Source organism: Bradyrhizobium zhanjiangense, assembly GCF_004114935.1.
GTDB lineage: Bacteria > Pseudomonadota > Alphaproteobacteria > Rhizobiales > Xanthobacteraceae > Bradyrhizobium > Bradyrhizobium zhanjiangense.
The window spans coordinates 5,516,221-5,540,472 of the sequence record NZ_CP022221.1 but is presented as its reverse complement, the minus strand read 5'-3'; the positions used below and the strand labels follow the sequence as shown (position 1 = coordinate 5,540,472).

Annotated in this window: 33 protein-coding genes and 1 pseudogene; 23 read left to right on the top strand and 11 right to left on the bottom strand. The window is 65.0% G+C overall.

The window, feature by feature from the left end; translation table 11 throughout:
- The first annotated feature begins 258 nt into the window (after positions 1 to 258).
- The 4 genes from minC (at position 259) to XH85_RS26525 (ending at position 2,429) form a co-directional block, all read left to right on the top strand.
- A complete protein-coding gene (minC, locus tag XH85_RS26540) occupies positions 259 to 954 on the top strand; it encodes a septum site-determining protein MinC (RefSeq protein ID WP_128934162.1) in 696 nt (231 codons plus the stop codon).
- Between the two features lie 21 nt (positions 955 to 975).
- Positions 976 to 1,791, top strand: a complete 816-nt coding sequence (gene minD, locus XH85_RS26535) for a septum site-determining protein MinD (protein ID WP_018644673.1) — start codon at positions 976 to 978, stop codon at positions 1,789 to 1,791.
- Positions 1,788 to 2,069, top strand: a complete 282-nt coding sequence (minE, locus tag XH85_RS26530) for a cell division topological specificity factor MinE (protein WP_091888131.1) — start codon at positions 1,788 to 1,790, stop codon at positions 2,067 to 2,069. Before minD ends, minE begins: the two co-directional genes overlap by 4 nt.
- 174 nt (positions 2,070 to 2,243) lie before the next feature.
- The gene (locus tag XH85_RS26525) at positions 2,244 to 2,429 is read left to right on the top strand and encodes a hypothetical protein (protein WP_027572193.1); all 186 of its coding nucleotides are present in this window, start codon (positions 2,244 to 2,246) and stop codon (positions 2,427 to 2,429) included.
- A gap of 22 nt (positions 2,430 to 2,451) precedes the next feature.
- On the opposite strand, the gene XH85_RS26520 is transcribed toward XH85_RS26525, so the two are convergent.
- Together XH85_RS26520 and XH85_RS26515 are read right to left on the bottom strand one after the other, a co-directional pair.
- A complete protein-coding gene (locus XH85_RS26520; RefSeq protein WP_128934161.1) occupies positions 2,452 to 2,700 on the bottom strand; it encodes a hypothetical protein in 249 nt (82 codons plus the stop codon).
- Positions 2,701 to 2,810: 110 nt separating this feature from the next.
- Positions 2,811 to 3,203: a hypothetical protein gene (locus tag XH85_RS26515; RefSeq protein WP_128934160.1), complete on the bottom strand. Its 393-nt coding sequence runs from the start codon at positions 3,201 to 3,203 to the stop codon at positions 2,811 to 2,813.
- A 127-nt stretch (positions 3,204 to 3,330) separates the two neighbouring features.
- Here XH85_RS26515 and XH85_RS26510 point away from each other — a divergent pair, with 127 nt between their 5' ends.
- A complete protein-coding gene (locus tag XH85_RS26510; protein WP_128934159.1) occupies positions 3,331 to 4,113 on the top strand; it encodes an SDR family NAD(P)-dependent oxidoreductase in 783 nt (260 codons plus the stop codon).
- 1 nt (position 4,114) lies between these two features.
- On the opposite strand, the gene XH85_RS26505 is transcribed toward XH85_RS26510, so the two are convergent.
- Positions 4,115 to 4,345, bottom strand: a complete 231-nt coding sequence (locus XH85_RS26505; RefSeq protein WP_091888123.1) for a DUF6894 family protein — start codon at positions 4,343 to 4,345, stop codon at positions 4,115 to 4,117.
- A 389-nt stretch (positions 4,346 to 4,734) separates the two neighbouring features.
- The gene (locus XH85_RS26500; RefSeq protein WP_128934158.1) at positions 4,735 to 5,748 is read right to left on the bottom strand and encodes a hypothetical protein; all 1,014 of its coding nucleotides are present in this window, start codon (positions 5,746 to 5,748) and stop codon (positions 4,735 to 4,737) included.
- A 337-nt stretch (positions 5,749 to 6,085) separates the two neighbouring features.
- Here XH85_RS26500 and XH85_RS26495 point away from each other — a divergent pair, with 337 nt between their 5' ends.
- Positions 6,086 to 6,682, top strand: a complete 597-nt coding sequence (locus XH85_RS26495; protein ID WP_164939878.1) for a L,D-transpeptidase — start codon at positions 6,086 to 6,088, stop codon at positions 6,680 to 6,682.
- An 84-nt stretch (positions 6,683 to 6,766) separates the two neighbouring features.
- Here XH85_RS26495 and XH85_RS26490 read toward each other — a convergent pair whose 3' ends face one another.
- A complete protein-coding gene (locus tag XH85_RS26490; RefSeq protein ID WP_128934156.1) occupies positions 6,767 to 7,201 on the bottom strand; it encodes a COG4315 family predicted lipoprotein in 435 nt (144 codons plus the stop codon).
- Positions 7,202 to 7,324: 123 nt separating this feature from the next.
- Positions 7,325 to 7,789, bottom strand: coding sequence for a MarR family winged helix-turn-helix transcriptional regulator (locus XH85_RS26485; RefSeq protein ID WP_128934155.1), 465 nt, complete (start codon positions 7,787 to 7,789; stop codon positions 7,325 to 7,327).
- Between the two features lie 102 nt (positions 7,790 to 7,891).
- On the opposite strand from XH85_RS26485, the gene XH85_RS26480 reads away from it, so the two are divergent.
- The 5 genes from XH85_RS26480 to XH85_RS26460 all read left to right on the top strand — a co-directional run bounded on the left by XH85_RS26480 (position 7,892) and on the right by XH85_RS26460 (position 12,235).
- Positions 7,892 to 9,814, top strand: coding sequence for an FAD-binding monooxygenase (locus XH85_RS26480; protein ID WP_164940465.1), 1,923 nt, complete (start codon positions 7,892 to 7,894; stop codon positions 9,812 to 9,814).
- A gap of 154 nt (positions 9,815 to 9,968) precedes the next feature.
- Positions 9,969 to 10,940 (top strand): SH3 domain-containing protein, encoded by a 972-nt coding sequence (locus tag XH85_RS26475; RefSeq protein ID WP_128934153.1) that lies wholly within the window; start codon positions 9,969 to 9,971, stop codon positions 10,938 to 10,940.
- Between the two features lie 163 nt (positions 10,941 to 11,103).
- Positions 11,104 to 11,382, top strand: a complete 279-nt coding sequence (locus XH85_RS26470; RefSeq protein WP_164935072.1) for a hypothetical protein — start codon at positions 11,104 to 11,106, stop codon at positions 11,380 to 11,382.
- Between the two features lie 291 nt (positions 11,383 to 11,673).
- Positions 11,674 to 11,853 carry a hypothetical protein gene (locus tag XH85_RS45965; protein WP_128944298.1) on the top strand — a complete coding sequence of 60 codons (180 nt, stop codon included), beginning with the start codon at positions 11,674 to 11,676 and terminating at the stop codon, positions 11,851 to 11,853.
- A 67-nt stretch (positions 11,854 to 11,920) separates the two neighbouring features.
- Positions 11,921 to 12,235 (top strand): hypothetical protein, encoded by a 315-nt coding sequence (locus XH85_RS26460; protein ID WP_128934150.1) that lies wholly within the window; start codon positions 11,921 to 11,923, stop codon positions 12,233 to 12,235.
- Between the two features lie 19 nt (positions 12,236 to 12,254).
- On the opposite strand, the gene XH85_RS26455 is transcribed toward XH85_RS26460, so the two are convergent.
- The 3 genes from XH85_RS26455 to XH85_RS26445 all read right to left on the bottom strand — a co-directional run bounded on the left by XH85_RS26455 (position 12,255) and on the right by XH85_RS26445 (position 14,053).
- Positions 12,255 to 12,824 (bottom strand): TetR/AcrR family transcriptional regulator, encoded by a 570-nt coding sequence (locus tag XH85_RS26455; protein ID WP_128934149.1) that lies wholly within the window; start codon positions 12,822 to 12,824, stop codon positions 12,255 to 12,257.
- On the bottom strand, positions 12,824 to 13,168 hold the full coding sequence (locus XH85_RS26450) for a DMT family transporter (RefSeq protein WP_128934148.1): 345 nt from the start codon (positions 13,166 to 13,168) through the stop codon (positions 12,824 to 12,826). The genes XH85_RS26455 and XH85_RS26450 overlap by 1 nt, the downstream gene beginning before the upstream one ends.
- 219 nt (positions 13,169 to 13,387) lie before the next feature.
- Positions 13,388 to 14,053, bottom strand: coding sequence for an O-methyltransferase (locus XH85_RS26445; protein WP_128934147.1), 666 nt, complete (start codon positions 14,051 to 14,053; stop codon positions 13,388 to 13,390).
- A 97-nt stretch (positions 14,054 to 14,150) separates the two neighbouring features.
- On the opposite strand from XH85_RS26445, the gene XH85_RS26440 reads away from it, so the two are divergent.
- From XH85_RS26440 to pdxY, 3 genes are all read left to right on the top strand, one after another.
- The gene (locus tag XH85_RS26440; RefSeq protein WP_128934146.1) at positions 14,151 to 14,783 is read left to right on the top strand and encodes a TetR/AcrR family transcriptional regulator; all 633 of its coding nucleotides are present in this window, start codon (positions 14,151 to 14,153) and stop codon (positions 14,781 to 14,783) included.
- Positions 14,784 to 14,886: 103 nt separating this feature from the next.
- Entirely contained in the window at positions 14,887 to 15,552 is a 666-nt protein-coding gene (locus XH85_RS26435) for an FMN-binding negative transcriptional regulator (RefSeq protein ID WP_128934145.1), read from the top strand.
- A 16-nt stretch (positions 15,553 to 15,568) separates the two neighbouring features.
- A complete protein-coding gene (gene pdxY / locus XH85_RS26430; protein WP_128934144.1) occupies positions 15,569 to 16,387 on the top strand; it encodes a pyridoxal kinase in 819 nt (272 codons plus the stop codon).
- 5 nt (positions 16,388 to 16,392) lie between these two features.
- Here pdxY and XH85_RS26425 read toward each other — a convergent pair whose 3' ends face one another.
- Positions 16,393 to 17,703: a hypothetical protein gene (locus XH85_RS26425; RefSeq protein ID WP_128934143.1), complete on the bottom strand. Its 1,311-nt coding sequence runs from the start codon at positions 17,701 to 17,703 to the stop codon at positions 16,393 to 16,395.
- Between the two features lie 358 nt (positions 17,704 to 18,061).
- Between XH85_RS26425 and XH85_RS26420 the strand changes: the two are divergent.
- The 5 genes and pseudogenes from XH85_RS26420 to XH85_RS26405 form a co-directional block, all read left to right on the top strand.
- Positions 18,062 to 18,211: pseudogene (locus XH85_RS26420) on the top strand (Flp family type IVb pilin); the annotation flags it as partial.
- Between the two features lie 107 nt (positions 18,212 to 18,318).
- Positions 18,319 to 18,525 carry a hypothetical protein gene (locus XH85_RS26415; protein ID WP_091888093.1) on the top strand — a complete coding sequence of 69 codons (207 nt, stop codon included), beginning with the start codon at positions 18,319 to 18,321 and terminating at the stop codon, positions 18,523 to 18,525.
- Between the two features lie 170 nt (positions 18,526 to 18,695).
- Positions 18,696 to 18,950 carry a hypothetical protein gene (locus XH85_RS26410; protein WP_128934142.1) on the top strand — a complete coding sequence of 85 codons (255 nt, stop codon included), beginning with the start codon at positions 18,696 to 18,698 and terminating at the stop codon, positions 18,948 to 18,950.
- Positions 18,951 to 18,986: 36 nt separating this feature from the next.
- Complete coding sequence (locus XH85_RS45380) at positions 18,987 to 19,145, top strand: hypothetical protein (protein ID WP_164940403.1); 159 nt, start codon at positions 18,987 to 18,989, stop codon at positions 19,143 to 19,145.
- 110 nt (positions 19,146 to 19,255) lie between these two features.
- Entirely contained in the window at positions 19,256 to 20,176 is a 921-nt protein-coding gene (locus tag XH85_RS26405) for a DMT family transporter (RefSeq protein ID WP_128934141.1), read from the top strand.
- 8 nt (positions 20,177 to 20,184) lie between these two features.
- On the opposite strand, the gene XH85_RS26400 is transcribed toward XH85_RS26405, so the two are convergent.
- Positions 20,185 to 20,535 carry a zinc ribbon domain-containing protein YjdM gene (locus XH85_RS26400; RefSeq protein ID WP_091888087.1) on the bottom strand — a complete coding sequence of 117 codons (351 nt, stop codon included), beginning with the start codon at positions 20,533 to 20,535 and terminating at the stop codon, positions 20,185 to 20,187.
- Between the two features lie 212 nt (positions 20,536 to 20,747).
- On the opposite strand from XH85_RS26400, the gene XH85_RS26395 reads away from it, so the two are divergent.
- From XH85_RS26395 to XH85_RS26380, 4 genes are all read left to right on the top strand, one after another.
- The gene (locus XH85_RS26395) at positions 20,748 to 22,154 is read left to right on the top strand and encodes an adenylate/guanylate cyclase domain-containing protein (RefSeq protein ID WP_128934140.1); all 1,407 of its coding nucleotides are present in this window, start codon (positions 20,748 to 20,750) and stop codon (positions 22,152 to 22,154) included.
- Positions 22,155 to 22,274: 120 nt separating this feature from the next.
- On the top strand, positions 22,275 to 22,676 hold the full coding sequence (locus tag XH85_RS26390) for a VOC family protein (RefSeq protein WP_128934139.1): 402 nt from the start codon (positions 22,275 to 22,277) through the stop codon (positions 22,674 to 22,676).
- Between the two features lie 377 nt (positions 22,677 to 23,053).
- On the top strand, positions 23,054 to 23,704 hold the full coding sequence (locus XH85_RS26385) for a cell envelope biogenesis protein TolA (protein WP_128934138.1): 651 nt from the start codon (positions 23,054 to 23,056) through the stop codon (positions 23,702 to 23,704).
- Between the two features lie 254 nt (positions 23,705 to 23,958).
- The gene (locus XH85_RS26380; RefSeq protein ID WP_128934137.1) at positions 23,959 to 24,240 is read left to right on the top strand and encodes a hypothetical protein; all 282 of its coding nucleotides are present in this window, start codon (positions 23,959 to 23,961) and stop codon (positions 24,238 to 24,240) included.
- The last annotated feature ends 12 nt before the right edge of the window (positions 24,241 to 24,252 follow it).

Sequence of the window (24,252 nt, the reverse complement as noted above, 5' to 3'; positions counted from 1 at the left end):
GAATTAGAGCCGAGAAGCTGCGGCGTACTGGATGCCCCGGTCCCGGCTCCGCCAAGGCTACGCCGGGGCCACGGGGGTGCTCGGCCGCCGAAGCTTTAGCGAAGGCGGCAAGCCGGGGCATGACAGCGCTGTTGGGGCGAGCGCATCCGCATCCGCCCGATGCCGCGCCCTTCCACATGACCCGAGAGAAATTAACTCGCCGTTAACCATATCCGCCGCATCGTTAACCATTCAATAACGGGGAACGAGTCGGCCGCTATGGAGGCTGCAGCAAAAGTCCAACGCCAGATGGTGCGCCTGCGCGGGCGCTCCTATGTGGCCTTCGTGTTCGTGCCGACGGTCCCGATCCAGGACTGGCTCCAGGAGATCGATGCCACGATTGCGCGCTCGCCGGGCTTCTTTGCCGGCCGGCCCGTGGTGATCGACCTGTCCTCGGTCGACCTCAGCCAAGCCGGCATCACCCATCTGCTGACCAGCCTGCAGGACCGCAACATCCGCGTGCTCGGCATTGAGGGCGTGGAGGAGGGCCGGCTGACGCCATCCATGCCGCCGCTGCTCTCGGGCGGGCGCAGCTGCGTGGTCGAGCCGAGCGCGCCCAAGAAGGCTGACAAAGTCACAGCCAAGCCGACCTCGCTGCTGCTCGAAAACCCGGTGCGCTCGGGCCAGACCGTGATCTTCCCCGAAGGCGACGTCACCATTCTCGGCTCGGTCGGCTCCGGTGCCGAGGTGGTCGCCGGGGGCTCCATCCACGTCTACGGCGCGCTGCGCGGCCGCGCCATGGCGGGCGTGAACGGTCACACCAGCGCGCGCATCTATTGTCAGAAGATCGAGGCCGAACTGCTTGCAATCGATGGATTTTATCAGACTGCCGACGACATCGACGCCGCCTTGCGCGGCAAGCCGGCGCAGGCCTGGCTGCAGGGGAATACCATGCGAATTACAGCACTGAACTGACCAGCAAAGGAGACATTTCAGATGAGTAAGGTACTGGTCGTGACATCAGGCAAGGGCGGGGTCGGCAAGACCACGACGACCGCCGCGTTGGGGGCTGCGCTCGCGCAACGCGGCGACAAGGTCGTCGTGGTCGATTTCGACGTCGGCCTGCGCAATCTCGACCTCGTCATGGGCGCCGAGCGCCGCGTCGTGTTCGACCTCATCAACGTGGTGCAGGGGGTGGCCAAGCTGCCGCAGGCGCTGATCAAGGATAAGCGGCTGGAGAATCTCTGGCTGCTGCCGGCTTCCCAAACCCGCGACAAGGACGCGCTGACGGAGGAGGGCGTGGGCAAGGTCATCGCCGATCTGCGCAGCCGCTTCGACTGGGTGATCTGCGACAGCCCGGCCGGCATCGAGCGCGGCGCCTCCATGGCGATGCGCTTCGCGGACGAGGCCGTGATCGTGACCAATCCGGAAGTCTCGTCGGTGCGCGATAGCGATCGCATCATCGGCATGCTCGATTCCAAGACGGTGCGGGCCGAGAAGGGCGAGCGGGTCGAGAAGCACATTCTCATCACGCGCTACGATCCCTCCCGCGCCGCGCGCGGCGAGATGCTGACCATCGACGATATCCTCGAAATCCTCGCAACACCCTTGCTCGGCATCATCCCCGAGAGCCAGGACGTGTTGAAGGCCTCCAACGTCGGCACGCCGGTGACGCTGTCGAACGCGGATGGAGCGCCGGCGCGAGCCTATATGGACGCGGCCAAGCGCCTCTGCGGCGAGAACGTGACGATGCACGTTCCCGCCGAGCGCAGAGGTCTGATGGACCGCCTGCTGCGACGGAGGGCTGCATGAGCATGGGTCTGCTTCGACTTCTCCGCGGCAAGAAAGCCACTGCACCCGTCGCTCGCGAACGGTTGCAGATCCTGCTTGCCCATGAACGCGGAATGCGTGGCCAGCCTGATCTGCTCGGTGTGCTGCGTGAGGAAATTCTCGCCGTCGTGTCCAAGCATGTCACGCTGGACCCGACCAAGGTCATCGTCCGGCTCGAGCGCGGCGACGAGGTATCGACCCTGGAAGTCGATATCGAGGTGCCCAACGATATCGAGCGCAAGCGCGTGGCGGTCGCGTAGGGGACACGGCCGACGCGTCCAAATTGGGGTGGGTGAGAAGGCGGTCCGCCGGGCATGGCGGGCCGCCTTTGTCGTGCGCTCAGGTGGCGGCACGGAACGAGGCCCCGGGCTCAATCGTTGTGAGAGACTCGCGGGAGCGATGCACCGCGGTTTCCGTCCACCGGGAGAGCGCCCATGATGTCCGAGGTCCAGGTCCACACCGTCGCGCGGCAGATGCTGGAACAGCACGGATTCGCTGCGATTGCGAAGGCCGCCGAGCAGGCGCAAGCCTGCGAGGGCCGCGGCGAGGCCGAGGAGGCCAAGGAATGGCGTCACATTGTCGACGCCATGAAGATCATGCGCGGTCCGCACCAGAGCTGACAGTCGTAGGGCCTGGGCGCGCTCAACGCTCCTCGCGGTCAGCGCCTCGCTGCGGAGTGCGATGCTGTGTCTGGGGCTGCGCGCGCTCGCCCGTCTCCTTGCAGGGAAGGGGTTCCCACGATCCGTCCGGCGCCTGCTGATAGGCACTGCATGACGACGAGGTGGATTTTTCCTCGCCTTTCTGGGCGTCGGAATTCTTCGCCAGGGCGGGCGCGGTCAGCACCGCGGCGGCCGCAATTGCGCCGGCGAAAACGAAATGGATACTCCGCATGAGGGCTCTCCGGTTCGAATTCGAAGAGCGGCATGGTGTGGAGGATTGTGACGATTGTTAGCCGAAGCAGCGGTTCGTCGCAGCGTGCTTAACGCTGCAACGGCCGCCTGCTAGCCGCCCTTGCTGCGGATCAATCCGGCGAGGTTGGTCTTCTGGGCCTCGCACCAGCCTTGCATTCCGAGCCGGCGCTGGTCCATATCGGTCGCCTGGGTCGCAACTGCGACCTCGGCCATCAAATCGTCGTCCTGCTTCTCGCCCATCTTGCCCCCGGTGTGCATCCAGGCGATCGCCTTACGCACCTTCTCGGTGGTGCCGTCGGGAAGGTGCATCTGCTGCGCCTTCTGCACGAGGTCCTGATAGACGAGGTCCGTGCCCGGACATTCGACCTTGGCGGCGAAGGCCTGCAACACCATCGTCACATAGGTCGACCGCGGCGGCGCGTCGGCCGCGTGGGCCGGTGCAGCCAGCAGCAACAGGCCCGTCATCAGAAAACCAGTGCGCATCCTTGGTATCTCCTCCGTTTTTTGAGAGGCTAGCGTCCGGCGCGCCGCTCTGCAATGGGACCGGAGTGCAATTGTCGTCCCTCCGTGCGGTGCGCTAACCTGGCGCTTTCCGGCCTCGGAGCGCGACATGAGCCTGTTCAGCACGCCATTTGATCCCGCACGCGACACCGCACTCGTCACCGGCGCAGGCAACGGCATCGGCCGCGCGATCGCGCAGGCCCTGGTTGGCGAGGGCGTGCGGACCGTCTTCGCCGATATCAGTGCCGAGCGGGTGGAGGTCGCGATCGGCGCGAGCAGGAGGCCCGAGCTGGCGGTGCCCTGGATCGGCGATCTCGCCAGGCTCGAAGCCTGCGATGAGCTGCTGGCCGCCGCACAGGGGGCGCTCGGGGACGTCACGCATTTCGTCCACAGCGCGTCTCCGCCGCGGCGAGAGGCGGATCATGCGCTCGCGGTCGATCGCAAGACCTGGCAGGATATGCATGCCGTCAATCTCGATGCCGGCTTTCACCTGGCGCGCGAGATCGCGAAGCGGCTGATTGCGGCGAAGCGGCCGGGTTCGTTCCTGTTTCTCACCTCGCTGCATGCCGGCACGCCGCGCAACCTGCCGCACTATTCGACGGCGAAGGCGGCAATGGCGATACTGGTGAAGGAGCTCGCCAAGACGTTCGGCCAGCACGACATCCGGGTCAACGCGCTGGTGCCCGGCGCGATCGCAGCCGGCGGGTTCGTCGCGGATGCCTCGCTGGCGCGGCACATTCCGCTCGGGCGTCTCGGCGAGGCCGATGATCTCGCGCCGATGGCGCTCACCGTCTTGTCGAACAAGCTCTCCGCTTATGTCACTGGCGCAGCCTTCGTCGTCGACGGCGGATTGTCGCTGACGAACTGGTTCGAACCGCCGGTGCTAGATTAGCTTAGCGTTGCCAGGCCGGCACGGGATCGAGCGGCGTGCGATAGACCTCGTTGTGATCGCGATCGGTGACGCGCACCGAGCAACCCTTCTGCTGGAGCTCCGGCTTCACCTGCGACAGCTCGCATGCCAATTGATCGGCGCGATCGGAGGCGACCTCGATGTCTTCGAGGATGATTCCGCCCTGGTTCCTGAACTCTTCACCAACCACAAGATCGAAGGAGTAGTATGGCATCCGACTTCCCCGGTGTGATGACCCAAGTTTGAAAAACAAGTCTTCAATGGAAATCTCGACACATCCGGGATGGTATCACGAGTCGATATTTATCGAATGATCCGGCCGCGCAATCTCTGTGCTTATGGCGCAGAAATGATGTGCAGCATGCGAGCTCATTAAGATTTTATTAAATATGCGGCGCGACCATGAAGCATGGAATCGCAACAGAACCGGGCTCCGGGAACCGGCAGTTGCAAGAGAAGGTCGCCGGCATAAATCCCGACGGCCTTTTCTCTTGAGCGGAAGACGATCGAAGCGTCGCTTCCCGTAATCGCCCGGACTCAACGCATCACATCGACTCGGACAGCGTACGACGTTGCGACGCTGTGGTGTCGCCTCGCGCTGCGTTAGCGCAGCGGCATCGGCGGACGCACGACTGGTCCATCGTCATCGGCAACGGCTTGCGTCGTCGCAGCCGGAGCAGCTGACGGCGGGACTGCGACAGCCTGCGATGGCGGCGGAGGTGGTGCAAGCGGCGCTGGGGTATAGGCCGGCATGTAGGTCTGCGTGACAGCCGGCTTGGGCTTGCGAACCGGCGGCGCAGGCCGCGGCGGAAGCGCAGAGGCGCGTGGGCGCGGATCGACCGGCTTGGTCTCGACAGCCACTGGCCTCGGCGCAGGCGGCCTCGCCATCTCGCGCGCCATCTGCTCCTGTCCGGCCTTCAGCTCGGCGATGTTGGCCTTGAGCTGCTCGATCTGCTGCGCCATCGCGGCGAGATCGTTCGTCATCGACTGCAACGTTTGCGCGGTGTCCGGCTGCGCCGTTGCGGGCGCGGCGGCAAGCTGGGTCGGAGGCGGCGTCGCGGGTTGATCGGCCGTTGATTCGTTTGCCGCTGGTGCTGCGGGCGGGGCGGCTTCCGCTGCCGCGACGGGCGTCGTCTGCGACGTCGAAGACATCAGCGAGATCGAAGGTAGCAACGACGTCACTACCGGCGTCCATTCGGCGAGCATTTGCTTCGCGGTATCGCCGTGCTTCTCCCAGGCAATCGCGGCAGCCGCGCTGCCGCCCGCGAACAGGAACGTGACGAACGCACCGCGCAGCCACTTGCCGACCGCGGATCGCTTGCGATGGCCCGGACCATCGCTGGCCGTCACACGGACCGCCGTGTCGACCGAAGGTGCCGCAGCGGGCTTGCCGTAGACGACGTTGATCGTGGGCTCCGGCGCACGCGCGGGATTCGGAGCGAACCTCGGCTCCGGACGGGGTGCGACCTCTGGCGCCAGCGCTGGCGCCGCGCTCCCCGGGCGCGAGACCAGCACGATCTCGGGAGAAATCTGAACCGCGTCGTGCGGGTCGTTGTCCTTGACCGTGTCCTTCACGATCTCATCGACGATTTGCTTGCTGTTGAGCGTCGCGAGCATCGCAGCTCCTTTTGAAGCCCAGATGTTTAAGTTTTGGTCCTCCGCATTGGCGCGGAGCCGATCTGTTGAGGTGGGGCCCATCCCAAATCCCTGGGACGCACGAGTCCAGCCGGGTTTGACCAAAGCAAGGCGAGGAGATGGAGATGATGCGACGCTCCTCTGCCGTTTGTGGTGATGGAACCCGTTTTGTCGAACACGCGCACGTGTTCCGGTTTGCCTTGTTTTCAGCACGATTTGGGCAGCATCTGGCGGGGCTGGGGGCGCTATCGGGGGGCCGGTGGTGCCAAGATCTCTTCTCTGTTTGTTCGTCGTCGCCTTGTTGCCGCTCGGCGGCTGCATGCAGACGACGCTTTCGCCATCGACGGATGCGAGCATGACGGCTCGCGACCGACAGTTGCTCGCGCACACGCCTTACGCAAAGGCCAACGTACCTGAGCAGTATCTACGCCACATCGTCGATTACCATCGCAAGGAGCAGCCCGGTACCATTCTGGTCGATACCGACGCGCGCTACCTGTATTTCGTGCTGCCCGAGGGCAAGGCGATCCGCTACGGCGTCGCGGTCGGCGAGGAAGCCATGGCGTTCTCAGGCGTCGCGCGGGTGGGCCGCTTGGCGGAATGGCCGGACTGGATTCCGACAGCGGACATCCAGGCGCGGCTCGGGCCGTATCCGGCACGCGTTCCCGGCGGCCCCGCCAATCCGCTGGGCGCGCGGGGGATTTATCTCTATGCCGGCAACAAGGACACGCTTTATCGCATCCACGGCACCAACCAGCCCGAATATATCGGGCAGGCGATCTCGTCGGGCTGCATCCGGATGCGCAACGAGGACGTCATCGATCTCTATGACCGTGTGAAGCTGGGCTCGACCGTGGTGGTGCTGCCGCCTGGGCAAAACGCGCAGGCCGTGACCGGCGCGTTCTGGCGCGGGTGAGGAAAGCTCACTCGGGCGTGATGTGTCCGACACCTGCGGCACCGGAAGCACATCTGGTTCTCACGCACGCGGGCCGATCTCGTCCTAATCGCCCGGCCTGGCGATCCGCCATTGCAGAGTCGTGGCATTGCCGTTGGCATCACCCGGCGCCTTGTCGGCGGGCGAGGTGTAGAGCGGGCGATAGCGGTATGCCCACATCTTGCTGCCGTCGTTGCGGTTGATCACGGTGAAATCGCCGACGGCTTTGGCGTCGGTCGTCGCGGCGAGCGGAACCCAGCTCTCGGTGCACTTGCCGTTGCAGTTCGACGTCTTGCCGGTGGTGTCGCGCTCGTAATAGTAGAGCGTCATGCCCTTGAGGTCGACGAGCTTGGGACCCTGCTTGGTCAGGACCACCTTCGCCGGTGCGGTCGTTGCCTCGGGTTTCGGCGGGGGCGGGGAGTCGCCGCCGCCATGGCCATTCGCGAGCGCATGACCGGTCGAGAGCGCGATCGCCGCGGCCGCAACAATGCACCTGAACATCCGAAACTCCCGACCCGCAAAGTTAATCGCGCGTTAAGCGCCGAACGGGCCGACCGTAACAGCCGAACGTTAGTTCCAGGTTTCGCGGCGCTGCGACAATTACGTACAAAACGACGGGCCTAATTATGTCTGTACATCGCGCAGCGGCGCGCGGCTGAGCTCGTTGCCGGCGGCAATCGCCTTGCGCAACAGCCGCATCAGCTCCTCGCCTTCCTTCGTGCTGAGGCCGCGCAGCATGACGCGCTGCGCAGATTCGACGGCGGGCGTGATCTTGCGCAGCGTGCGCCTGCCTTCATCGGTGATCTCGAGCTCGCGCGCGCGGCGGTCGCGGCTGGAGGCGCGGCGCTCGACGAGGCCCTTTTGCACCAGTCGATCGATCACGCCGGTGATGGTGGTGCGGTCGTAGGCGATCAATCCTGCGAGCGTCACCTGGTCGAGCCCCGGATTGGCCTTGATGGTCGCCAGCGCGGCATATTGTACCGGCGTAAGATCGAAGCCGGCATCTCCGACTTCAGCCAGGAATACCGCGACCGCGATCTGCTGGAACCGGCGCGCCAGATGCCCCGGCATGTCGTTGTTGTCTTTCACCGAGGTCTCCGTTCGGCAGGGACGATGCGGATCATTGACAAGTATACTGATAGTCAGCATACTGAGCAATATCCAAACAGAAATTTGGCGGGAGGGGTGCTCATGCAATTCCATCTGAATGGATTTCAGCCGGGCGATCCTGAGATTGCGGATCCCGTCGAGCGCGTTCAGGCCTCGGGTGCAGCGGGCGCCGTGCCCGAAGAGGTCGATGTCCTCATCGTCGGCTGCGGGCCCGCCGGCCTGACGCTGGCCGCCCAGCTCGCGCAATTCCCTGATATCAAGACCTGCATCGTCGAGCAGAAGCCGGGCCGCCTGCTGGTCGGCCAGGCCGACGGCATCGCCTGCCGCACCATGGAGATGTTTCATGCCTTTGGCTTCAGCGAGCGTGTGCTGAAGGAGGCCTATTGGGTCAACGAGACGACGTTCTGGAAGCCGGACGAGCGGCAGCCAGAGACCATCGTCCGCAGCGGCCGGGTGCAGGACGTCGAGGACGGGCTTTCGGAATTCCCGCATGTCATCCTCAACCAGGCCCGCATCCATGACGGCTTTCTCGACGTGATGCGGAAATCGCCGGCCAAGCTCGAGCCGTATTACAGCCGGCGCGTGCTCGATCTCGATGTCGATCCGGCCGCTGGTGCCGGCGATCATGCCGTGACGGTGCGCCTCGAGCGCGTCGATGCCGGAAACGAGGGTAAGGTCGAAACGATCAAGGCGCGCTATGTCGTTGGCTGCGACGGTGCGCGCAGCACGGTGCGCAAGGCGATCGGACGTGAGCTGCACGGTGATTCCGCCAATCACGCCTGGGGCGTGATGGACGTGCTGGCGGTGACAAACTTCCCGGATATCCGCTTCAAGGCCCTGATCCAATCGGCGAAGGACGGCAGCCTGCTGATCATCCCGCGCGAGGGCGGTTACATGGTCCGCCTCTATGTCGAGCTCGCAAAGCTCGACATCGGCGAGCGCGTCGCCAATCGCAACATCACCGCCGATGACGTGATCGCCAAGGCGCAGCGGATTTTGAAGCCGCATACGCTCGAGGTGAAGGAGATCGCCTGGTGGTCGGTCTACGAGATCGGTCAGCGCCTCACCGACAAGTTCGACGACGTGCCGGAAGCCGACGTCGCCGCCCGCCTGCCACGCATCTTCATCGCCGGCGATGCCTGCCATACCCACAGCCCGAAGGCGGGGCAGGGCATGAACGTCTCGATGCAGGATGCCTTCAATCTCGGTTGGAAGCTTGCCGCCGTCCTGCGCGGGCAGTGCGCCCCAAGCCTGCTGCATTCCTATTCGGCCGAACGCCAGGCGGTTGCCAAGGAGCTGATCGACTTCGATCGTGAATGGGCGGGGATACTCGCTTCCGCCGCGAAGGCCGGCGGTGCCGATGCGGCGAAGACGCAGGACTATTTCGTCCGGCACGGCCGTTACACGGCAGGGACCGCGACGCATTACCGTCCGTCGCTTCTCACCGGCACGGCCGCGCATCAGCATCTTGCGCAAGGTCTCGTCATCGGCAAGCGCTTCCACTCTGCGCCGGTGATCCGGCTGGCGGACGCCAAGCCGGTGCATCTCGGCCATGCGGCGCAGGCCGACGGCCGCTTCCGCATCTATGCGTTTTCGCCTGCGGAAGATCCCGCCGCCGGCGGCTCGGCCATTCGCGCGCTGTGCAATTTCCTCACCGAAGCTAGGGAGTCGCCGATCAGGCGATACACGCCCGCGGGCGCTGACATCGACAGCGTGATCGACCTGCGCGCGGTCTTCCAGCAGGATCATCGCGAGCTTGCCGTCGAGGCGATGCCGTCGCTGCTGCTGCCGCGCAAAGGCCGCTACGGCTTGATCGATTACGAGAAGATGTTTTGTCCCGACCTCAAGAGCGGGCACGACGTCTTCGCTATGCGCGGCATCGACCGGAAGGCGGGTTGCATGGTCGTGGTGCGGCCGGACCAGTATGTCGCGAACGTGCTGCCGCTCGACGGCTTTGCTGCGCTTGCGTCGTACTTTGACGCCGTCATGTTGCCAGCGAATTGACGGCCTGGCAGCGCGACCGGGCGCTGTGCCGATGAACGGCGAATGAATATTGAACCGCGCGCGGTGTGCATCTCGATCTTTCGACGGATGCGACCGCCATACGCGGAACGCCCGTTCTGCTTGCGCGTTCCGACTGGCAGAGGAGGAACACGCCATGAGACTCAAAAGCGTTTTACTTGCCGCATTGCTGCTCGTCCCGACGGCCGCGCTGGCCGCGCCGGGCATCGTCACCGTCTCGACCGGTCTGCGCGCCGGGCCGGGCACGGGCTTTCCCCTGGTTGACCGCATCCCCGGCGGCGCCCGCGTCAACATCCATGGTTGCCTGCGCGGCAATGCCTGGTGCGATGTGAGCTTCTCCGACGATCGCGGCTGGGTATCGTCGCAATATCTCGAATATCTCTATCGCAACCACTACGTCTATCTCCCTGACTATGTCGACGAGATCGACGTGCCCGTCGTCCCGTTCGTGCTGACCTCGTACTGGTCGAGCTACTATGCGGGACGTCCCTGGTACCGTCGCCATGCCTATTGGAATAGTTACTGGACTTCGCATCAGCGCTTCGCGACGCGGATGACGCTTGATCCACGTGCGGCCCGCATCGGTCGTGCGGCGACGCATGACGCGGCGGTCGCACTTGAGCGCAGCGGCGTGCGTGCCAGGGGCAATGTCGCGGTCACCGGACCGGATACCGCGGTCGCGCGGCCCAACGCCGCCATCGCCAAGCGCAACGCCGTGGTTACGATCGACCGCACCCGCGCCGCGCGGAGTGAGCGCATCGCGAATGAGCGAGCCGCCGTGCAGAGCCGCAGTGCGCGCGAGGCGCAGGCGCGCATGATGCACGACCGTGCTGCGAGCCGTGCCGCCGTTCGCGCGCAGCCGATGACGCGCGCCCATGAAGCGCCGCGCGCGGCCGCGCCTGCAGCCCGGCCCGCGACGCCGCACGTCGCCCAGCCGCACGTCAGCCACGGTTCGCCGATGAATGCCCGTGCGCAGACGCCGGCGCCGCGAGCGGCTGCGCCCGCAATGTCGCACCCTGGCGGCGGCGGCGCTCCGCACATCAATGCGGCGCCGCGCGGCGGCAATGCGCCGGCCGGCGGTCCCGGCGGCGGCCATCAAAAGCACTAGGGTTGCCAAAAAAAGCCCGGCCGCAGCGCCGGGCTTTTTCTTTGGCCATCGCAAGGCCCTTACAATTTAAGTCAGTTCTTCACCGGCAGATTTCATCGATCGTAATATCTCTACCGAAAGCTGTAAGCATCCACTCGGGGCAGCGGGGCACGGGAGGATGACGATGAGACAGAGCCAGGCGGAGGCGCGCCGCCAAAATGTCGCGAAGCGGTCGATGACCAAGGAGGCCAAGCAGCTGTCCGGCCTGATTGCCGGATTGCGCAAATCGCTCGAAGCGATCCACAAGGAACGGGCGAACGCAAAGCTTACCGGCGCCGAGATAGGCATGCTCGACGAGCGCCGCAACAATCTGCAGCTCACCATCGCAGCCCTCGACGATCGCCTCTCGGCGGTGCAGGGACTGATCAATCTCGGCCGGCCGCACGTGATCCGCGTCCACTAGCGGGGCTCGGACAGGCGCGATCGGTTTCCGTGACAGTCGTGACGGGGCCGGCGGCTGATTCAGCACGATATGTCGACGCGCCTGCGGCGCTCCGCGCCTGGCGGCAAGCAAGCCCGCGACAAGCAGGATCGCGTCCCGGACGCGGCGCGCGCTCATCCGGTTACCCGGCTGGAAGCGTGCCCGGCACAGTGCTGCCTGCGGATGGCACCAAATTGCCACGCTCCTGGCGAATTGCCGCCAAAGCCCGCTGCCACGAGAGGAGCGGGTGCAGGCAACGCCAGGGGATTTGCATTGGCCTACAAAATGGTCGCAGAACGCGACAACGAGAAGTACAGTTTCGCCCGCGAGAGCCGGTTGCTCATCGTGGCCAAGGCAAGGGTGTGGGCCAGTGAGGGATGGCAGGTCGTCATCACTGATCAGGATGGCAAGGCCTACGCGCCGCCCGAATTCGATCAGCTATTGGCGGCGTAACCGCAAGACGGGCTAGGGGACAACATTGATTTCGCTGTTTCGACCGGGGCGCGGCTTGATCGCGCCCTTGACGACTCTTGCTGCCGTCCTGACGGCGACGGTTGCCGCCGCGCAGAATCTCGACGCCGGCAAGTCGCCCGCAAAGCTCTTTGCCGACGGTTGCGCGACCTGTCACCGCACCCCTCGGGGCCTTGCCAAGGGACGCTTCAGCCTGACGCTGACCTGGTTCCTGAAGGACCACTACGCGACCAGTTCCGATTCCGCCAAGGCGCTTGCCGCCTATCTGGAGTCGGTCGATGAGCCGCCGCGTGCTGCGGCCAAGCCCGGCGCAAAACCGCCGCGATCATCGCCACGTCCGCCCAAAGCGGTGCAGGGCCAATAGCTGTCGCCCCGAATCCCGGCTAAGCGCGTCGATAGGTCTGAGCGATCAGGCGGTCGTGCACGGCGCGCAGGTCGGCGCTCATGCGTGTCTGTCCTGTCGTAACATAGGACAGCCAGGCGCCGTCGGCGGCGAGGCGGACGACGTGAAGATCGGGCGCGCTATCGGTGGCGCGATGGCGCTTCAGCCGGGCCTTGATCCAGTCATTCCAGAGCCGGCGCAGCGATGGATCTGTGACGACGACCATGCTCAGCGCCGCCCAGGGCGTTGCGAAGCCGAAGGCCTTGCCGGTGAACACCGCATTCACATAGGCGCGCGTGAAGCTGCCGCGCGGCTTGGGATCCGACTCGATGGCGCTGTCGATCTCGGCATCGACGCGGGCGAGGAGATCGGCGAACAGGCCCTCGATCAGCGCCTGCTTGCTGCCGAAATGATGAAACAGCCCGCCCTTGGTGACGCCGGCCGCGGCAGCGACCGCCTGCACCGTGACGCCGGAGACGCCATGGTCCATGGCAATGGCAGCAGCGTGGTCGAGCAGGGCGCGCCGCACCTGCTCGGGCTGCTTGGCGCGGGCGTAGCGGCTTTCCGGCATCAATGCACCGTGGTCTCCGAGAACAGGTTGATGATCATGACCCCGGACACGATCAGCGTAATGCCGACGAAGCCGGCGGCGTCCAGCATCTGACGGAACAGCACGAAGGAGACCGTGGCGGTCAGGATGATGCCGATCCCGCCCCAGATCGCATAGGCGATGCTGAGGGGAATGACGCGGATCGCGACCGACAGCGCATAGAACGAGGCGACGTAGAACAGCACCATCGCCAGCGTTGGCCATGGCCGGGTGAACTGCGCCGATTGCTGCAGGAAGGCGGAGGCGGTGACCTCGAAGACGATGGCGAGGGCAAGCGCGGCGTAAGCATTGAAGGCGGATGTCATGAGAGCTCGAACGTAAGCGCGCGAAAAGATACCGCGCGGTAGGTATGTTTAGCCGCGGGAACATGGCTTTTGCCAGGAGCAGGTATCACGTGTGAGTGACGGGGCTGCGACAGATGCGGAACGCACCAAGACCGGAGTTTCCAAGACAGGTCGCTGACAACACGAAGCCGCCGCGCGATACATCGTGCGGCGGCCTGGGGTTGGCGGTTCGATGGGGCCTTAGTCGATCCGCATCGAGAGCTCGACGTCTTCGGCAAAGGCCGTCGACATATAGCCGCTTCCGGGCGCACGTACGCGCGCCAGATAGTCGGGGCTGTCGTCGGCGTTGTCGGCGACGATGATCGCGCCCGGCCTGAGATGGCCTTCGAGCAGATCCAGGATATCGGAGTAGAGCGCCTTGGCACCGTCGAGCAGCACGAGGTCGATCGTATCAGGCAGATCGGTACTGAGCGTCTTCAGCGCATCGCCCTCGCGGATTTCGACGAGATCGATCACTCCGCCGGCCGAGAGGTTGTCCCGCGCCCGTGCCGCCTTGGACGGCTCGAACTCGCTGGTGATGAGGCGGCCGCCGCCATTGTCGCGCAGAGCTGCGGCAAGGTGCAGGGTCGAGATGCCGAACGAGGTGCCGAACTCGACGATTGCCTTGGCGCGGGAGCTGCGCGCCAGCATGTAGAGCAGCAAACCAGTCTCGCGGGAGACTGCGAGCGGGGCGTCCTTCAGGCGCCCATAGAGATCGCGGTAGGCGGTCTTGCTCCGCAACATCCGCGCCCGGTCGGCATCGGACAAATCGGCGACGGCGTCCAGCGTTGCGCCGCTTGCTGCTTCGGCCTCGTTGAACAGTCGATCCAGCAGCGGCGCAAGCAATGTGATGGTTGGGGTGGTCATTTGGTGTCTCCAGAGTTCGCGGCGAAGCGCGTGCTTGCGCGGAGATCGAAATACGACTAATTCGTCGCATTTCCTATTCGCATTGCTCGCAGGCGCCATGGCCGACCGTCGAAGCCGTTCAATTTCCTCGCGAAAACAGCCTCAACAGGCCCGCTCCACCGAGCTCGTGGCGGCCATCCTGGATGCCGCTGTTCAGGTTCTGGCGAAGGAGGGGGCGCAGCGTTTCACGACGGCGCGGGTGGCGGAGCGGGCCGGAGTGAGCGTCGGATCGCTCTATCAATATTTTCCGAACAAGGCGGCGATCCTGTTCCGCCTCCAGAGCGACGAGTGGCGACGCACCAGCGAGATGCTCGCCGGCATCCTCGCGGACCGGGCGAGGCCGCCGCCGGCGCGGCTACGCGCATTGGTCCATGCCTTCATTCGCTCCGAGTGCGAGGAGGCTGCGATCCGCATCGCGCTCAGTGATGCCGCACCGCTCTATCGCGACGCGCCCGAGGCGCATGAGGCACGGGCAGCCGGCGAGGGCATCGTCGCTTCCTTCATGCGGGAGGCGCTGCCCAAGGCCTCGGATACGACGCGCAGCCTCGCCGGCGAGCTGATTACGACGACGCTCAGCGAGGTCGGCAAGAGTTTTTCGGAAGAGACGCGGAGCGAGGCGGAGATCGCAGGCTATGCCGATGCCATGGCCGACATGTTCTGCTCTTATCTTAGAAGGCTGGCGCGGCGCTGAGGCATTGCTGACATCGGCGTTTGCGCGCCGATTGTTCTTCGGAATTCGCCGCATCATGGGTTAGCCTCGTATTGTCCTTCATCCAATCATCGAGCGCCGCGCCATGCATGTCCTCCGTCCCCAGTTCCGCATCGAGGAGCAGCGCGCGCTGGAATTTGCCGGGCGACGCGGCTTCGGCGTGATCGTGGCGGCGGACGAGCGCGGGCCGCGGGCCTCGCACGTGCCGTTCGTGTTGGGCGAGCGCGGCGGGCGCGCCATCGTGCAGATCCATTTGACCGCCAAAAATCCGCTCGTGCCGCTCGCCGACGGCATCAGGCGATTCCTGCTGATTGTTGCTGGCGACGATGCCTACGTCTCCAACGACTGGTATGCCTCCCGCGACAACGTCTCGACCTGGCTCTACGAGGCGGTGCACCTATCGGGCGTGGCGCATCTGCGCGGGCTGGACGAAAATCGCCGACATGGCGATGCGCTGCTTGCCGTCTCCGAGGCGCGGTTGCCTAAGCAGCCTTGGGATCTCGCGCAGATGGAGCCAGGCAAGCGCGAGAGCATGCTGGCTGCGATCCGCGTCATCGATCTCGTGGTGGATCAGGTCGAGGGGCAGGCCAAGCTCAATCAGCACAAGAGCGATGCGGACCATGTCGCGGTCGCGGATCGATTGGCGCGGTCGGAGGAGACAGGGCACCGGCGGCTGGCGCGCAGGATGCAATCGCTGCGACCGGAGCTCAAGTACGAGATCCCGTCAAACCTTGCCTCGTCTGATCTTTGACTTACGGACTTCCTTCATGCTCGTCATCTCCATTCAAAGCCAGGTGGTCCACGGCCATGTCGGCAACAGCGCGGCTGCCTATGCCGTGCAGGCGGAGGGTGCGGATGTCGCGGCGGTGCCGACGACGCTGCTGTCGAACCATCCGCGCTATCCGAGTCTGCGCGGGCGGGTGCTGGAGACTGAGCTGGTCGCCGATCTCCTCAGGGGTGTTGAAGAGCGCGATCTCGTCGACGAGGCGGCCGTGCTCGTCACCGGCTATCTCGGCTCGCCCGGCAATGCCGCCGTCGTTGCCGACTTCGTCGAGCGGGCCTTGGTCAGCAATCCGAAGCTCGTCTATCTCTGCGATCCCGTGATCGGGGACGACGGCCGCGTCTATGTCGCCGAGGGAATCCTGGACGTGCTCCGGCATCGGCTGCTGCCGGCCGCGAAGCTGACCACGCCAAACCGGTTCGAGCTCGAGCTGCTTGCGGGCCTCACGATTGCCGATGCGCAGGACCTACGTGCGGCGTGCGGGGCGCTCGTGGGACAGGGCCGCATCGACGTCGTCGCCACCGGCTGCACGCTCGCGGACACGCCCGAAGGACAGTTGGAGACGATCCTCTGCGCCGACGGCCGGTTGTCGCGCTTTGCGACGCCGCTTCTGCCGATCCGTCCCTTTGGCACCGGCGACCTCCTCACCGGTCTGATCGCGGCGCATCTGGCTAAGGGCGAGGCGACCGAGGTGGCGGTGCGGCGCGCGGTGGAGACCACCTTCGCGGTGCTGGTGCGCACGCAGAAGGCGGGCACAGCCGAGATGCGTCTCGTGCCGCTACCGCCGCCGGGCCGCGAGCCGTAACGGCTTCAGGTCGCGCGCTTGCCTGCCGATTGCGCCGCCTTCTGCGACTTTGCCGGGCCCCTCTGCTCGCGAGCGGCCTGTGCTTTGGGCGGCTTTGCATGGGCCGCAGCGCGTACCTTCCTGGGCTTCGCGTTGGCAGCTTCCTTGCGGTCCGCCGTGCCCCGGCGCGAGATGTATTCCTGGCCGTCGATCGGGCCGACATGCGGCGGATCGCGGCCGAGATAGGGCCGGCCGATACCGAACGCTTTGCCGTTGGCGTCGACCCACTTCCACAGGATTTCGGTCGAGACCCAGCGCTGCGCGCGGTTGCTGCCCTGGGTACTTACGATGTCCGCCGCCATGCCGTGGCCGTAGCCGCCGCGGGTGCTGCCGCCGTGATAGGAGCGGTCGGAGGCGGCCTTCAGGCCGCTTGCGATCGACTGGCGATAGTCGTCGCGGAACGCGCTGGTGATGCCCGGCGAGAGGCCGGCGGCCTCGGCTGCGAGCAGCGTGCGAAACAGTTTTCGCTTGAAGCTCTTGTCCATGCCGCCGATGACGTAATCCATCATCGACATGCCGGCGTGGTCGGCCGCTTTCGGATCCTTCCAGCCGAAATCCTCGTCGACCAGCTTGGTGAAGCTGCGCATCACAGTCACGGTCTTGCCCTTGCGCTTGACGGTGACGGGGCGGCGTTCCTCGACCTTGATCGAATCCTCCTTGGGCGTGCGCTGGTAGAGCGCCCAGAGATAGCGGTCGATGCAGGCGTCCACGACGAAGCATTCGTCGAGCACGGCGATGGTGTCCGCGGGCGGCGCCTTGCTTGCGGCCGGGGCGGGTCCGCTCGCGATCGCCGTTGGGGACAATGCGTCCGTGGCCACGATCTCGGTGGGATCGGCGGATGCGAGTTTGACCGGCTCTGGCGTTGGCGCAGGCGGATCCTCGCTGACGCTAGCAGCCTCGCTGACGCCGGGGGTCGGTTCAGGTGAAATCTGAGGCGCGGGCTGCTCCGCCGGCAATATTAGCGCGGGATCTGCCAACGCGAGCTGGACGGCGGGGACGGGCACCTCCGGCGCGGCTGCCGTTTCAACGGTTGGCAGGCTCGCCGCCGCAGCAGCGATCTCGGCGGTCAAGGCGACGCCGTCCTCGATGGTCGCAGCGCGTGGGACGTCGGCGAGGTCGAGGCGATCGAGATCCTTCGCACGCGAGACAGCAGCCGCATTGGCGCCGCTATGCTCGATGAGGGCCGGCGCGTAGGCAGACAGGGAGAGCACGAGCCAGCTGGCGAGAACGGCCGAGGGACATGAGACCGCCACCAGAAGAGACCGCCGATCATTCATGATCCCTGCCTCCAAACGGTTCTGTTCGAACCCGTTTTGTTCGAACAGTCGGTGATGCAAACAGTCTTGATGCGAACAGACTTGCACGGAAAGGCACGCAGCGCGTCGATTGTTCGGAAGACGGTGTGGCGGCGCAATGGCGTAATTGAACGAAAACAGGCTTTTCGAAGGGGTGTTGCGAAGTTGCAACGCGGGTTCCGTGGCGTTCCATGTGCGACTGCGCGGGCAAGCCCATTTTGTCGTCAAATTGAGCGATCCGAATTTACTCAATCGTGGATTGCTACGATGATACTACTCGCCCGCCGGCAACGTCCGGTAGAATGGAAAGGACGCATCCGTGAAGTCGAAATGCAAATGAGCCGAATTCGTCGCCGATGAATCCGGCGCCACTGCGATCGAATACGGTCTGATCGCAGCCGGCATCGCACTCGCGATCATCGAGATCATCTACGCGCTCGGCACCAATCTCGTCGCAAAACTGCAGTCGCTCGCGACCGCGCTGAAATAGGCGATAACAAGGCTTTCGCGATGGGCTGTTGACAAGGTGTCTTGTGACAAGGTGTCTTGCCTGACGCCTCGCGGCAACTTTGCGCAGCGCCGTGCGTTGATCGGCCCATGAGCACGCATTCCTCGCTTCGTCCCATGGACGCCTTCGATCCCACCGAGCCCGCCATCCTGCATGATCGTCTGTCCGACACGATCATCACCTGGACCGCCGATCAGGCCGATGACTACCGGCAGTCCAGCCGGCCGCGCGAGGATGGAACCGTGGCCTGGAAGGCCTACCTCTTCGACGGCTGGGGCAACGTGCTCGGTGGCTGACCACCGCCCATAAAAGCGCTATGTCGCGGCCGGCATGATTCGGCCAAGGCTTTGTACGCGTTAAACATATCGCCATGCGCTACATGCGATGTTGCAATGCAACAGCGCATGTCGCAATGCAGCAAAACGCGCTTAAATGTGCTCCGAATCTTCCATCAGGAGCACCACCAATGAACAAGAAGACTTTGACGATCGCCGCCGCCGTCCTGACGATCGCGGGCGCTACTTCGGCTTTCGCCGCTGAGCTGCCGACCTATGAGGCCAACGGATTTCCGGTCTCCCCCGTCCAGGTTGGCGTGCTCGGGGCCGGCCATGTCGAGCAGCAGGTCGCGGCGCCCACGACGGTTGCTTCGGCGCACCAGATGAAGGTGCTCAGCTCGCGCAAGGTCAAGACCGCGGACGTCACGACGGGCGCAGCCCGCTGAGCTGACATCGCATGAAGGGCAGGCGGGTCTCGCCGTGTGCGCGACCCGCCGCCACATGCGATCATGAACGATCGCCCGCACGCGCTGCGCGCAGGGGCTGCTGCGATCTCTTCTCGTGCCGCGATCATCGCGCGGACGAGAAAATTGCGCCACGACGCGCTGATCGAGAATCCGGCCGCGAACAAGTTCGCGTGAAGGCGCCGGTTATGTGTGCTCGTTCATAACGAGCCCAATCCTTTTAACAGTTGCTTGCCCTGCAACCACATGGGTTGAGCGGATTGGCCCGCTGACATAAGGCTTCCCCCATGGATCAGCGGACGAGCGGCGCTGACGCTCTCATTCAGAAGAACGACGCGGCGCCGGCGCTGCTCGGCGTCGTCTGCGGGCTGGCCGCAGCGCTATTCTGGGCGCTTGGCTTCGTCGGCACGCGGCACGGCCTCAAACTTGGCTTCACGCCGGTCGATCTGCTCGTGCATCGCTATGTCTGGTCAGGGATCGCGTTCCTGCCTTTGGTCTTCCGCGCCGGCATCTCCGATCTTTGCGGCATCGGCTGGGGCAGGGGCCTTGCGCTGATGGTGCTGGGCGGCCCGGTGATGGCGCTGATCTCCTACACCGGTTTCCTGTTCGTGCCGCTCGGCCATGGCAGCGTGATCCAGCCCTCCAGCGCGACGCTTGGCGGCCTGCTGCTCGCCGCATTGTTCCTGAAGGAGAAGATCTCCGCCTCGCGGCTTGCCGGCGCTCTCGTCATCGTCGGCGGCCTCGGCGTGATCGGCGCGGAATCGATCGGGCATATCGGCGCCGACGGCGTGCAGGGCGATCTGATCTTCGTGCTTACCGGATTCATGTTCGCGGGCTTCGGCGCGCTGCTGCGGCACTGGCGCGTCTCCGCCGTGTCGGCCGCGCTCGTCATCAACGTGCTGTCGCTGCTGCTCTTGCCGATCTATCTCGCGACCGGCGGGCTTGCCCGCATCGCCGCAATCGGCATTACCGAGAACGCGATTCAGGCGCTGGCGCAGGGCGTGCTCGCCGGTCCCGCCGCGCTCTATCTCTACGCGGTCTCCGTCCAGCGTCTCGGCGTCGCTCGGGCCGCGGTATTCCCCGCGATCGTGCCGGCGCTGACGCTCCTGGTCGGCTGGCTCTTGCTCGGGGAGCCGCCGACGGCACTCCAGGCCGCGGGCCTGGTGACGGTGCTGTGCGGCTTTTACCTGGCGCAGCGGCAAAGTTAGGCGCGAACTTACGCCTTCCGCACGAACTCCGATTTCAAATTCATCGCGCCGATGCCATCGATCTTGCAGGCGATGTTGTGGCCGTCGCTGGCGTCCTGGAGGCGGATGTTGCGGACCTTGGTTCCGCCTTTGACGACCGACGAGGAGCCCTTGATCTTGAGGTCCTTGATCACGATGACGCTGTCGCCGTCAGCCAGCACATTGCCGTTGGCATCGCGCACGCCTGCCTCGGGCGCGGCTTCCGCGGCCGCATCGGCCGTGCCGCTCCATTCATGGCCGCATTCCGGGCAGACCCAGAGACCGCGGTCCTGATAGGCGTGCTCGGAGTTGCAGCTCGGACATTTCACGGCATCGTCCATCGTCGATTCATCCCCTGTTCGGCCCCCGTGGGCGGGCGCACCGTAGGGGCGGGGACGCGGAAATCAAGGAAAATCCGGCCTCTGCTGCGGCCCGGCAAGCTCCCATCATCGTGACGCAGCAATTGACGGCTATGGCTTGTGCTTTGCCTCACCAGGCATAGCTGATCGGAAAGCGGATGTCCGCGTCACCCCCTTCCATGTAGCGTCACGGCATGAGCGAGATCGAAACCCTGTTCGGTGTCCTGCGCCAGTCGGCCGATGCGCCCGTCGTCGACATGCTCGAGCGCATGGTGCGGGAGGGGCCGGACCATGCCCTGTGCAAGATCAACGCGCTGCATCTGGCAAGGACGGCCAAACTCGGCGAGGAGCAGGTGATCGCGGGGCTGCTGCATGCGGTCGGGCTCGGCATCCTCGAGATGACCTGGAACGTGATGTGCCCGAGCTGCGCCGGCGTGCTCTCGGCCAACAAGAGCCTGAAGACGGTCAACAGCCCGCAATATCATTGCGCCTTCTGCGCCGCCGGCTACGAGACGACGCTCGACAATCTGGTCGAGGTGACCTTCGCGGTCAGCCCGCGCGTGCGCAGGATCGCCGCGCATAATGCCGACGAGCTGCCGCTCGCAGAATATTACCGTCAGGTGTTCTGGAGCTCGGCGATCGAGCTTCCGCCCGACCTCGACGGCTTGCTTCGCGAACTGACGCTGGAATCCGTCGACCTGCCGCCGGGCGAGCGCGCCATTCTCTCCCTGCAGGTGCAGCCGGGCATGCTGATCGTGTTCGATCCCGTGACGCATACGGCACAATACATCGAGGTGAAGGGCGAGGAGACGGCCGAGCGCCAAACGCTGTCGCTGATCTTCAACAAGTCCGAGGTTCCAGTCGACGCCGTAAGCCTGCGCCCGGGACCGCTGCGGCTGACGCTCGAGAACCGCACCGACGGCCGCGTGCTGCCCGCGGTGTGGGTGATGAACCAGCGGCTCGATGACCTCCTGACCCGGCGCAAGCCGAGCCTCACCGCAAAGCGCCTTCTCACCAACCAGACCTTTCGCGATCTCTACCGCACCGATACGCTCGCGATCGGCCAGCGCCTCAAGATCCTCAGCCTGACCTTCCTGTTCTCGGACCTGAAAGACTCCACCGGGCTCTACGAGCATGTCGGCGACCTCGTCGCCTTCGATCTCGTCAACGAGCATTTCCGCCTGCTGCAGGAGATCATCGCCTCCGAGCAGGGCGCCGTGGTCAAGACCATCGGCGATGCCGTGATGGCGACCTTCGAGACGCCCGACCGCGCCATTGCGGCCGCGATCCGCATGCGCGAGGCCATGAGCGAGCTCGGCGCCCAGCGCCAGCACCAAGGCCTCTTGCTCAAGATGGGCATCCACGAGGGCTCGTGCCTCGCCGTCACCCTCAACGGCCAGCAGGACTATTTCGGCCAGACCGTGAACATCGCCTCCCGCGTCCAGGGCTTGGCGGCCTCGCGCGCGATCGTGGTGACGGAGGCGGTGGTCGACAACGCCGAGACGCGCTCGGTGCTGAACGCCGGCGGCCTCAACCCGACCCGCCGCAGCGTCGCGCTGAGCGGGATCGCGGACAAGGTGTCGGTGTACGAGATCCCGTGAGGCTTGCGTAGATCCCGTGAGGCTTGCGTAGCCCGGATGGAGCGTCAGCGAAATCCGAGGCGGGAGGTGCGGTGCCATCCCGGATTACGCTGACGCTCCATCCGGGCTACATTTCGCGCCATGACCTTCCTCCTCAACATCGACGTTCCCGACGTCGCGCGAGCGACGACCTTCTACACCGCCGCGTTCGACCTGACGGTCGGCCGCCGTTTCGGCGCCGATTTCGTCGAGCTCTTGGGCTGGCCGGCGCCGGTGTATCTGCTCACCAAGCAGGCCGGCACGATGGGCGCCGGCGGCGATCGCCGCCGCTACGCGCGGCACTGGACGCCGGTGCATATCGACGTCGTCGTCGATGATGTCGATGCCGCCGTCGAACGCGCGCTGCGGGCCGGCGCCGTCCTGGAGGTCCCCGCAAGCGATGCGCCGTATGGGCGGATCGCCATGCTGGCCGATCCGTTCGGGCACGGGTTCTGTCTGCTGGCGTTCAGCGCGCAGGGCTATAACGCGTTGCTCGGTGCGTAGCGACACCGTCATTGCGAGGAGCCCGCGACAAAATTGCGTAGCAATTTTGCGCTGGTGCGACGAAGCAATCCAGACTGCCTCCGCAGAACGACCCTGGATTGCTTCGCTACGCTCGCACTGACGGTGGAAGGACGGGAGTGCCCATAAAAACAAAAAGTGCGAAAACAACCCCATGCACAGTAGGGAACACCTTGAGATTTCACACTTCTGCGCGCCCGAAATGATGTGACCCGTCGGGCAAGGCGGGGGACACGCAGACGCGGGCCGATTTCGGTGATCCCGAAATAGAGTTTGACTCGTCGGGCAAAACAGGGGCACTATGCCAGGATGGCGCCGGTGCGATGGGGAGCCGATGCGTCGCCGGGCCGCGGGGCGACATGCCAAGAGAACCGAAAATCAAAGCGAAAAGAAAACTGAAGACCTACCAGACCTCGCTCGGATTCTACGACCAGGCGGTCGCCGCGCCCTCGATGAAGGCGGCGCTGGAGGCCTGGGGCGCCAGCTCCAATCTGTTCCATCAGGGCGTCGCCAAGGAGACTGACGATCCCGATATCGTTGCGGCGACCATGGCAAGCCCCGGCGTCGTGCTCAGGCGTCCGGTCGGCTCGAACGGCCCGTTCACTGAAAGCGCCGAGCTGCCGACCGACCTTGCCGACGAAGGCAAGGCCAAGCCCAAACGTAAGCCCAAGCCGAGCAAGCGCGCGGAGAAGACCGCAAAGAAGCCGTCCCGCAAGATCGACGATCGACAAGCCCGCCAGGCCGCCGCGGCTTTCGAGAGAGAAGAGCGGCGGCGCGAAGCCGAGCGCCGCAAGGAAGAGGCTGCTCGCGCCAAGGAGCGCGCGCAGCGGGAGAAGGCGGTCGCGATTGCGCAGGCGACACTCGACAAGGCGAAGCGCGAGCACGAGGCGCGGGCGGAGGAGATCGAGGCAGAACGAACTGCGATCGATGAACGCGCCGAGGCGGAGCAGGGCCGTGGGGACAAGCAGAGGAGGAAGCTGGAGGAAGCGCTGCGTCGGGCGCGGGAGTAGGCGGTTTGGTGCGGGCAGCGGACTATGCTCTACGCTCGCTGCGTTCTCCGTCATTGCGTTCTTCGTCATTGCGAGAGCAGCGAAGCAATCCGGAGTTCCTCCGCCGAGACGGTCTGGATTGCTTCGTCGCAAGGGCTCCTCGCAATGACGGTGGAGAGTTGCGAGCCGCCATCGGTCATTCCAGCAAAGTCGCGCGCGAATTGGCTTGCCTTGCTTTGCGTCCTTGAGCACTCTTATGGGAAGGAGGCCAACGCATGAAGAAAATGACCATCGCGTGTGCGCTCGGAACGGCCCTGGTGCTGAGCAGCCTTGGGATGTCAGGGGCTGAAGCCCGGGCGCGCAAGGTGCAAGTCGTTCGCGAACCCCAGCAGAGACTTATCGTCACGGCGCCCGTGCTCAGGCCAACGCCGTGGGATTATTATATCGTTCCACGATATCGTTATCGTCCTGAAGACGACCGGGTCGATCCCTACGGTCCGCCGCTGGTCTCGTCGTGGGTTCGCTATGAAGGGTGGCGGTGGCCATACTGGTGGTGAACAACCATCACG

Bases quoted from the DNA above. Each gene is read 5' to 3' on its own strand.
- minC (WP_128934162.1), top strand. From the start codon at position 259: ATGGAGGCTGCAGCAAAAGTCCAACGCCAGATGGTGCGCCTGCGCGGG.
- minD (WP_018644673.1), top strand. From the start codon at position 976: ATGAGTAAGGTACTGGTCGTGACATCAGGCAAGGGCGGGGTCGGCAAG.
- minE (WP_091888131.1), top strand. From the start codon at position 1,788: ATGAGCATGGGTCTGCTTCGACTTCTCCGCGGCAAGAAAGCCACTGCA.
- XH85_RS26525 (WP_027572193.1), top strand. From the start codon at position 2,244: ATGATGTCCGAGGTCCAGGTCCACACCGTCGCGCGGCAGATGCTGGAA.
- XH85_RS26520 (WP_128934161.1), bottom strand. From the start codon at position 2,700: ATGCGGAGTATCCATTTCGTTTTCGCCGGCGCAATTGCGGCCGCCGCG.
- XH85_RS26515 (WP_128934160.1), bottom strand. From the start codon at position 3,203: ATGCGCACTGGTTTTCTGATGACGGGCCTGTTGCTGCTGGCTGCACCG.
- XH85_RS26510 (WP_128934159.1), top strand. From the start codon at position 3,331: ATGAGCCTGTTCAGCACGCCATTTGATCCCGCACGCGACACCGCACTC.
- XH85_RS26505 (WP_091888123.1), bottom strand. From the start codon at position 4,345: ATGCCATACTACTCCTTCGATCTTGTGGTTGGTGAAGAGTTCAGGAAC.
- XH85_RS26500 (WP_128934158.1), bottom strand. From the start codon at position 5,748: ATGCTCGCGACGCTCAACAGCAAGCAAATCGTCGATGAGATCGTGAAG.
- XH85_RS26495 (WP_164939878.1), top strand. From the start codon at position 6,086: ATGCAGACGACGCTTTCGCCATCGACGGATGCGAGCATGACGGCTCGC.
- XH85_RS26490 (WP_128934156.1), bottom strand. From the start codon at position 7,201: ATGTTCAGGTGCATTGTTGCGGCCGCGGCGATCGCGCTCTCGACCGGT.
- XH85_RS26480 (WP_164940465.1), top strand. From the start codon at position 7,892: ATGCAATTCCATCTGAATGGATTTCAGCCGGGCGATCCTGAGATTGCG.
- XH85_RS26475 (WP_128934153.1), top strand. From the start codon at position 9,969: ATGAGACTCAAAAGCGTTTTACTTGCCGCATTGCTGCTCGTCCCGACG.
- XH85_RS26470 (WP_164935072.1), top strand. From the start codon at position 11,104: ATGAGACAGAGCCAGGCGGAGGCGCGCCGCCAAAATGTCGCGAAGCGG.
- XH85_RS26455 (WP_128934149.1), bottom strand. From the start codon at position 12,824: ATGCCGGAAAGCCGCTACGCCCGCGCCAAGCAGCCCGAGCAGGTGCGG.
- XH85_RS26450 (WP_128934148.1), bottom strand. From the start codon at position 13,168: ATGACATCCGCCTTCAATGCTTACGCCGCGCTTGCCCTCGCCATCGTC.
- XH85_RS26445 (WP_128934147.1), bottom strand. From the start codon at position 14,053: ATGACCACCCCAACCATCACATTGCTTGCGCCGCTGCTGGATCGACTG.
- XH85_RS26440 (WP_128934146.1), top strand. From the start codon at position 14,151: ATGGCCGACCGTCGAAGCCGTTCAATTTCCTCGCGAAAACAGCCTCAA.
- XH85_RS26435 (WP_128934145.1), top strand. From the start codon at position 14,887: ATGCATGTCCTCCGTCCCCAGTTCCGCATCGAGGAGCAGCGCGCGCTG.
- pdxY (WP_128934144.1), top strand. From the start codon at position 15,569: ATGCTCGTCATCTCCATTCAAAGCCAGGTGGTCCACGGCCATGTCGGC.
- XH85_RS26425 (WP_128934143.1), bottom strand. From the start codon at position 17,703: ATGAATGATCGGCGGTCTCTTCTGGTGGCGGTCTCATGTCCCTCGGCC.
- XH85_RS26415 (WP_091888093.1), top strand. From the start codon at position 18,319: ATGAGCACGCATTCCTCGCTTCGTCCCATGGACGCCTTCGATCCCACC.
- XH85_RS26410 (WP_128934142.1), top strand. From the start codon at position 18,696: ATGAACAAGAAGACTTTGACGATCGCCGCCGCCGTCCTGACGATCGCG.
- XH85_RS26405 (WP_128934141.1), top strand. From the start codon at position 19,256: ATGGATCAGCGGACGAGCGGCGCTGACGCTCTCATTCAGAAGAACGAC.
- XH85_RS26400 (WP_091888087.1), bottom strand. From the start codon at position 20,535: ATGGACGATGCCGTGAAATGTCCGAGCTGCAACTCCGAGCACGCCTAT.
- XH85_RS26395 (WP_128934140.1), top strand. From the start codon at position 20,748: ATGAGCGAGATCGAAACCCTGTTCGGTGTCCTGCGCCAGTCGGCCGAT.
- XH85_RS26390 (WP_128934139.1), top strand. From the start codon at position 22,275: ATGACCTTCCTCCTCAACATCGACGTTCCCGACGTCGCGCGAGCGACG.
- XH85_RS26385 (WP_128934138.1), top strand. From the start codon at position 23,054: ATGCCAAGAGAACCGAAAATCAAAGCGAAAAGAAAACTGAAGACCTAC.
- XH85_RS26380 (WP_128934137.1), top strand. From the start codon at position 23,959: ATGAAGAAAATGACCATCGCGTGTGCGCTCGGAACGGCCCTGGTGCTG.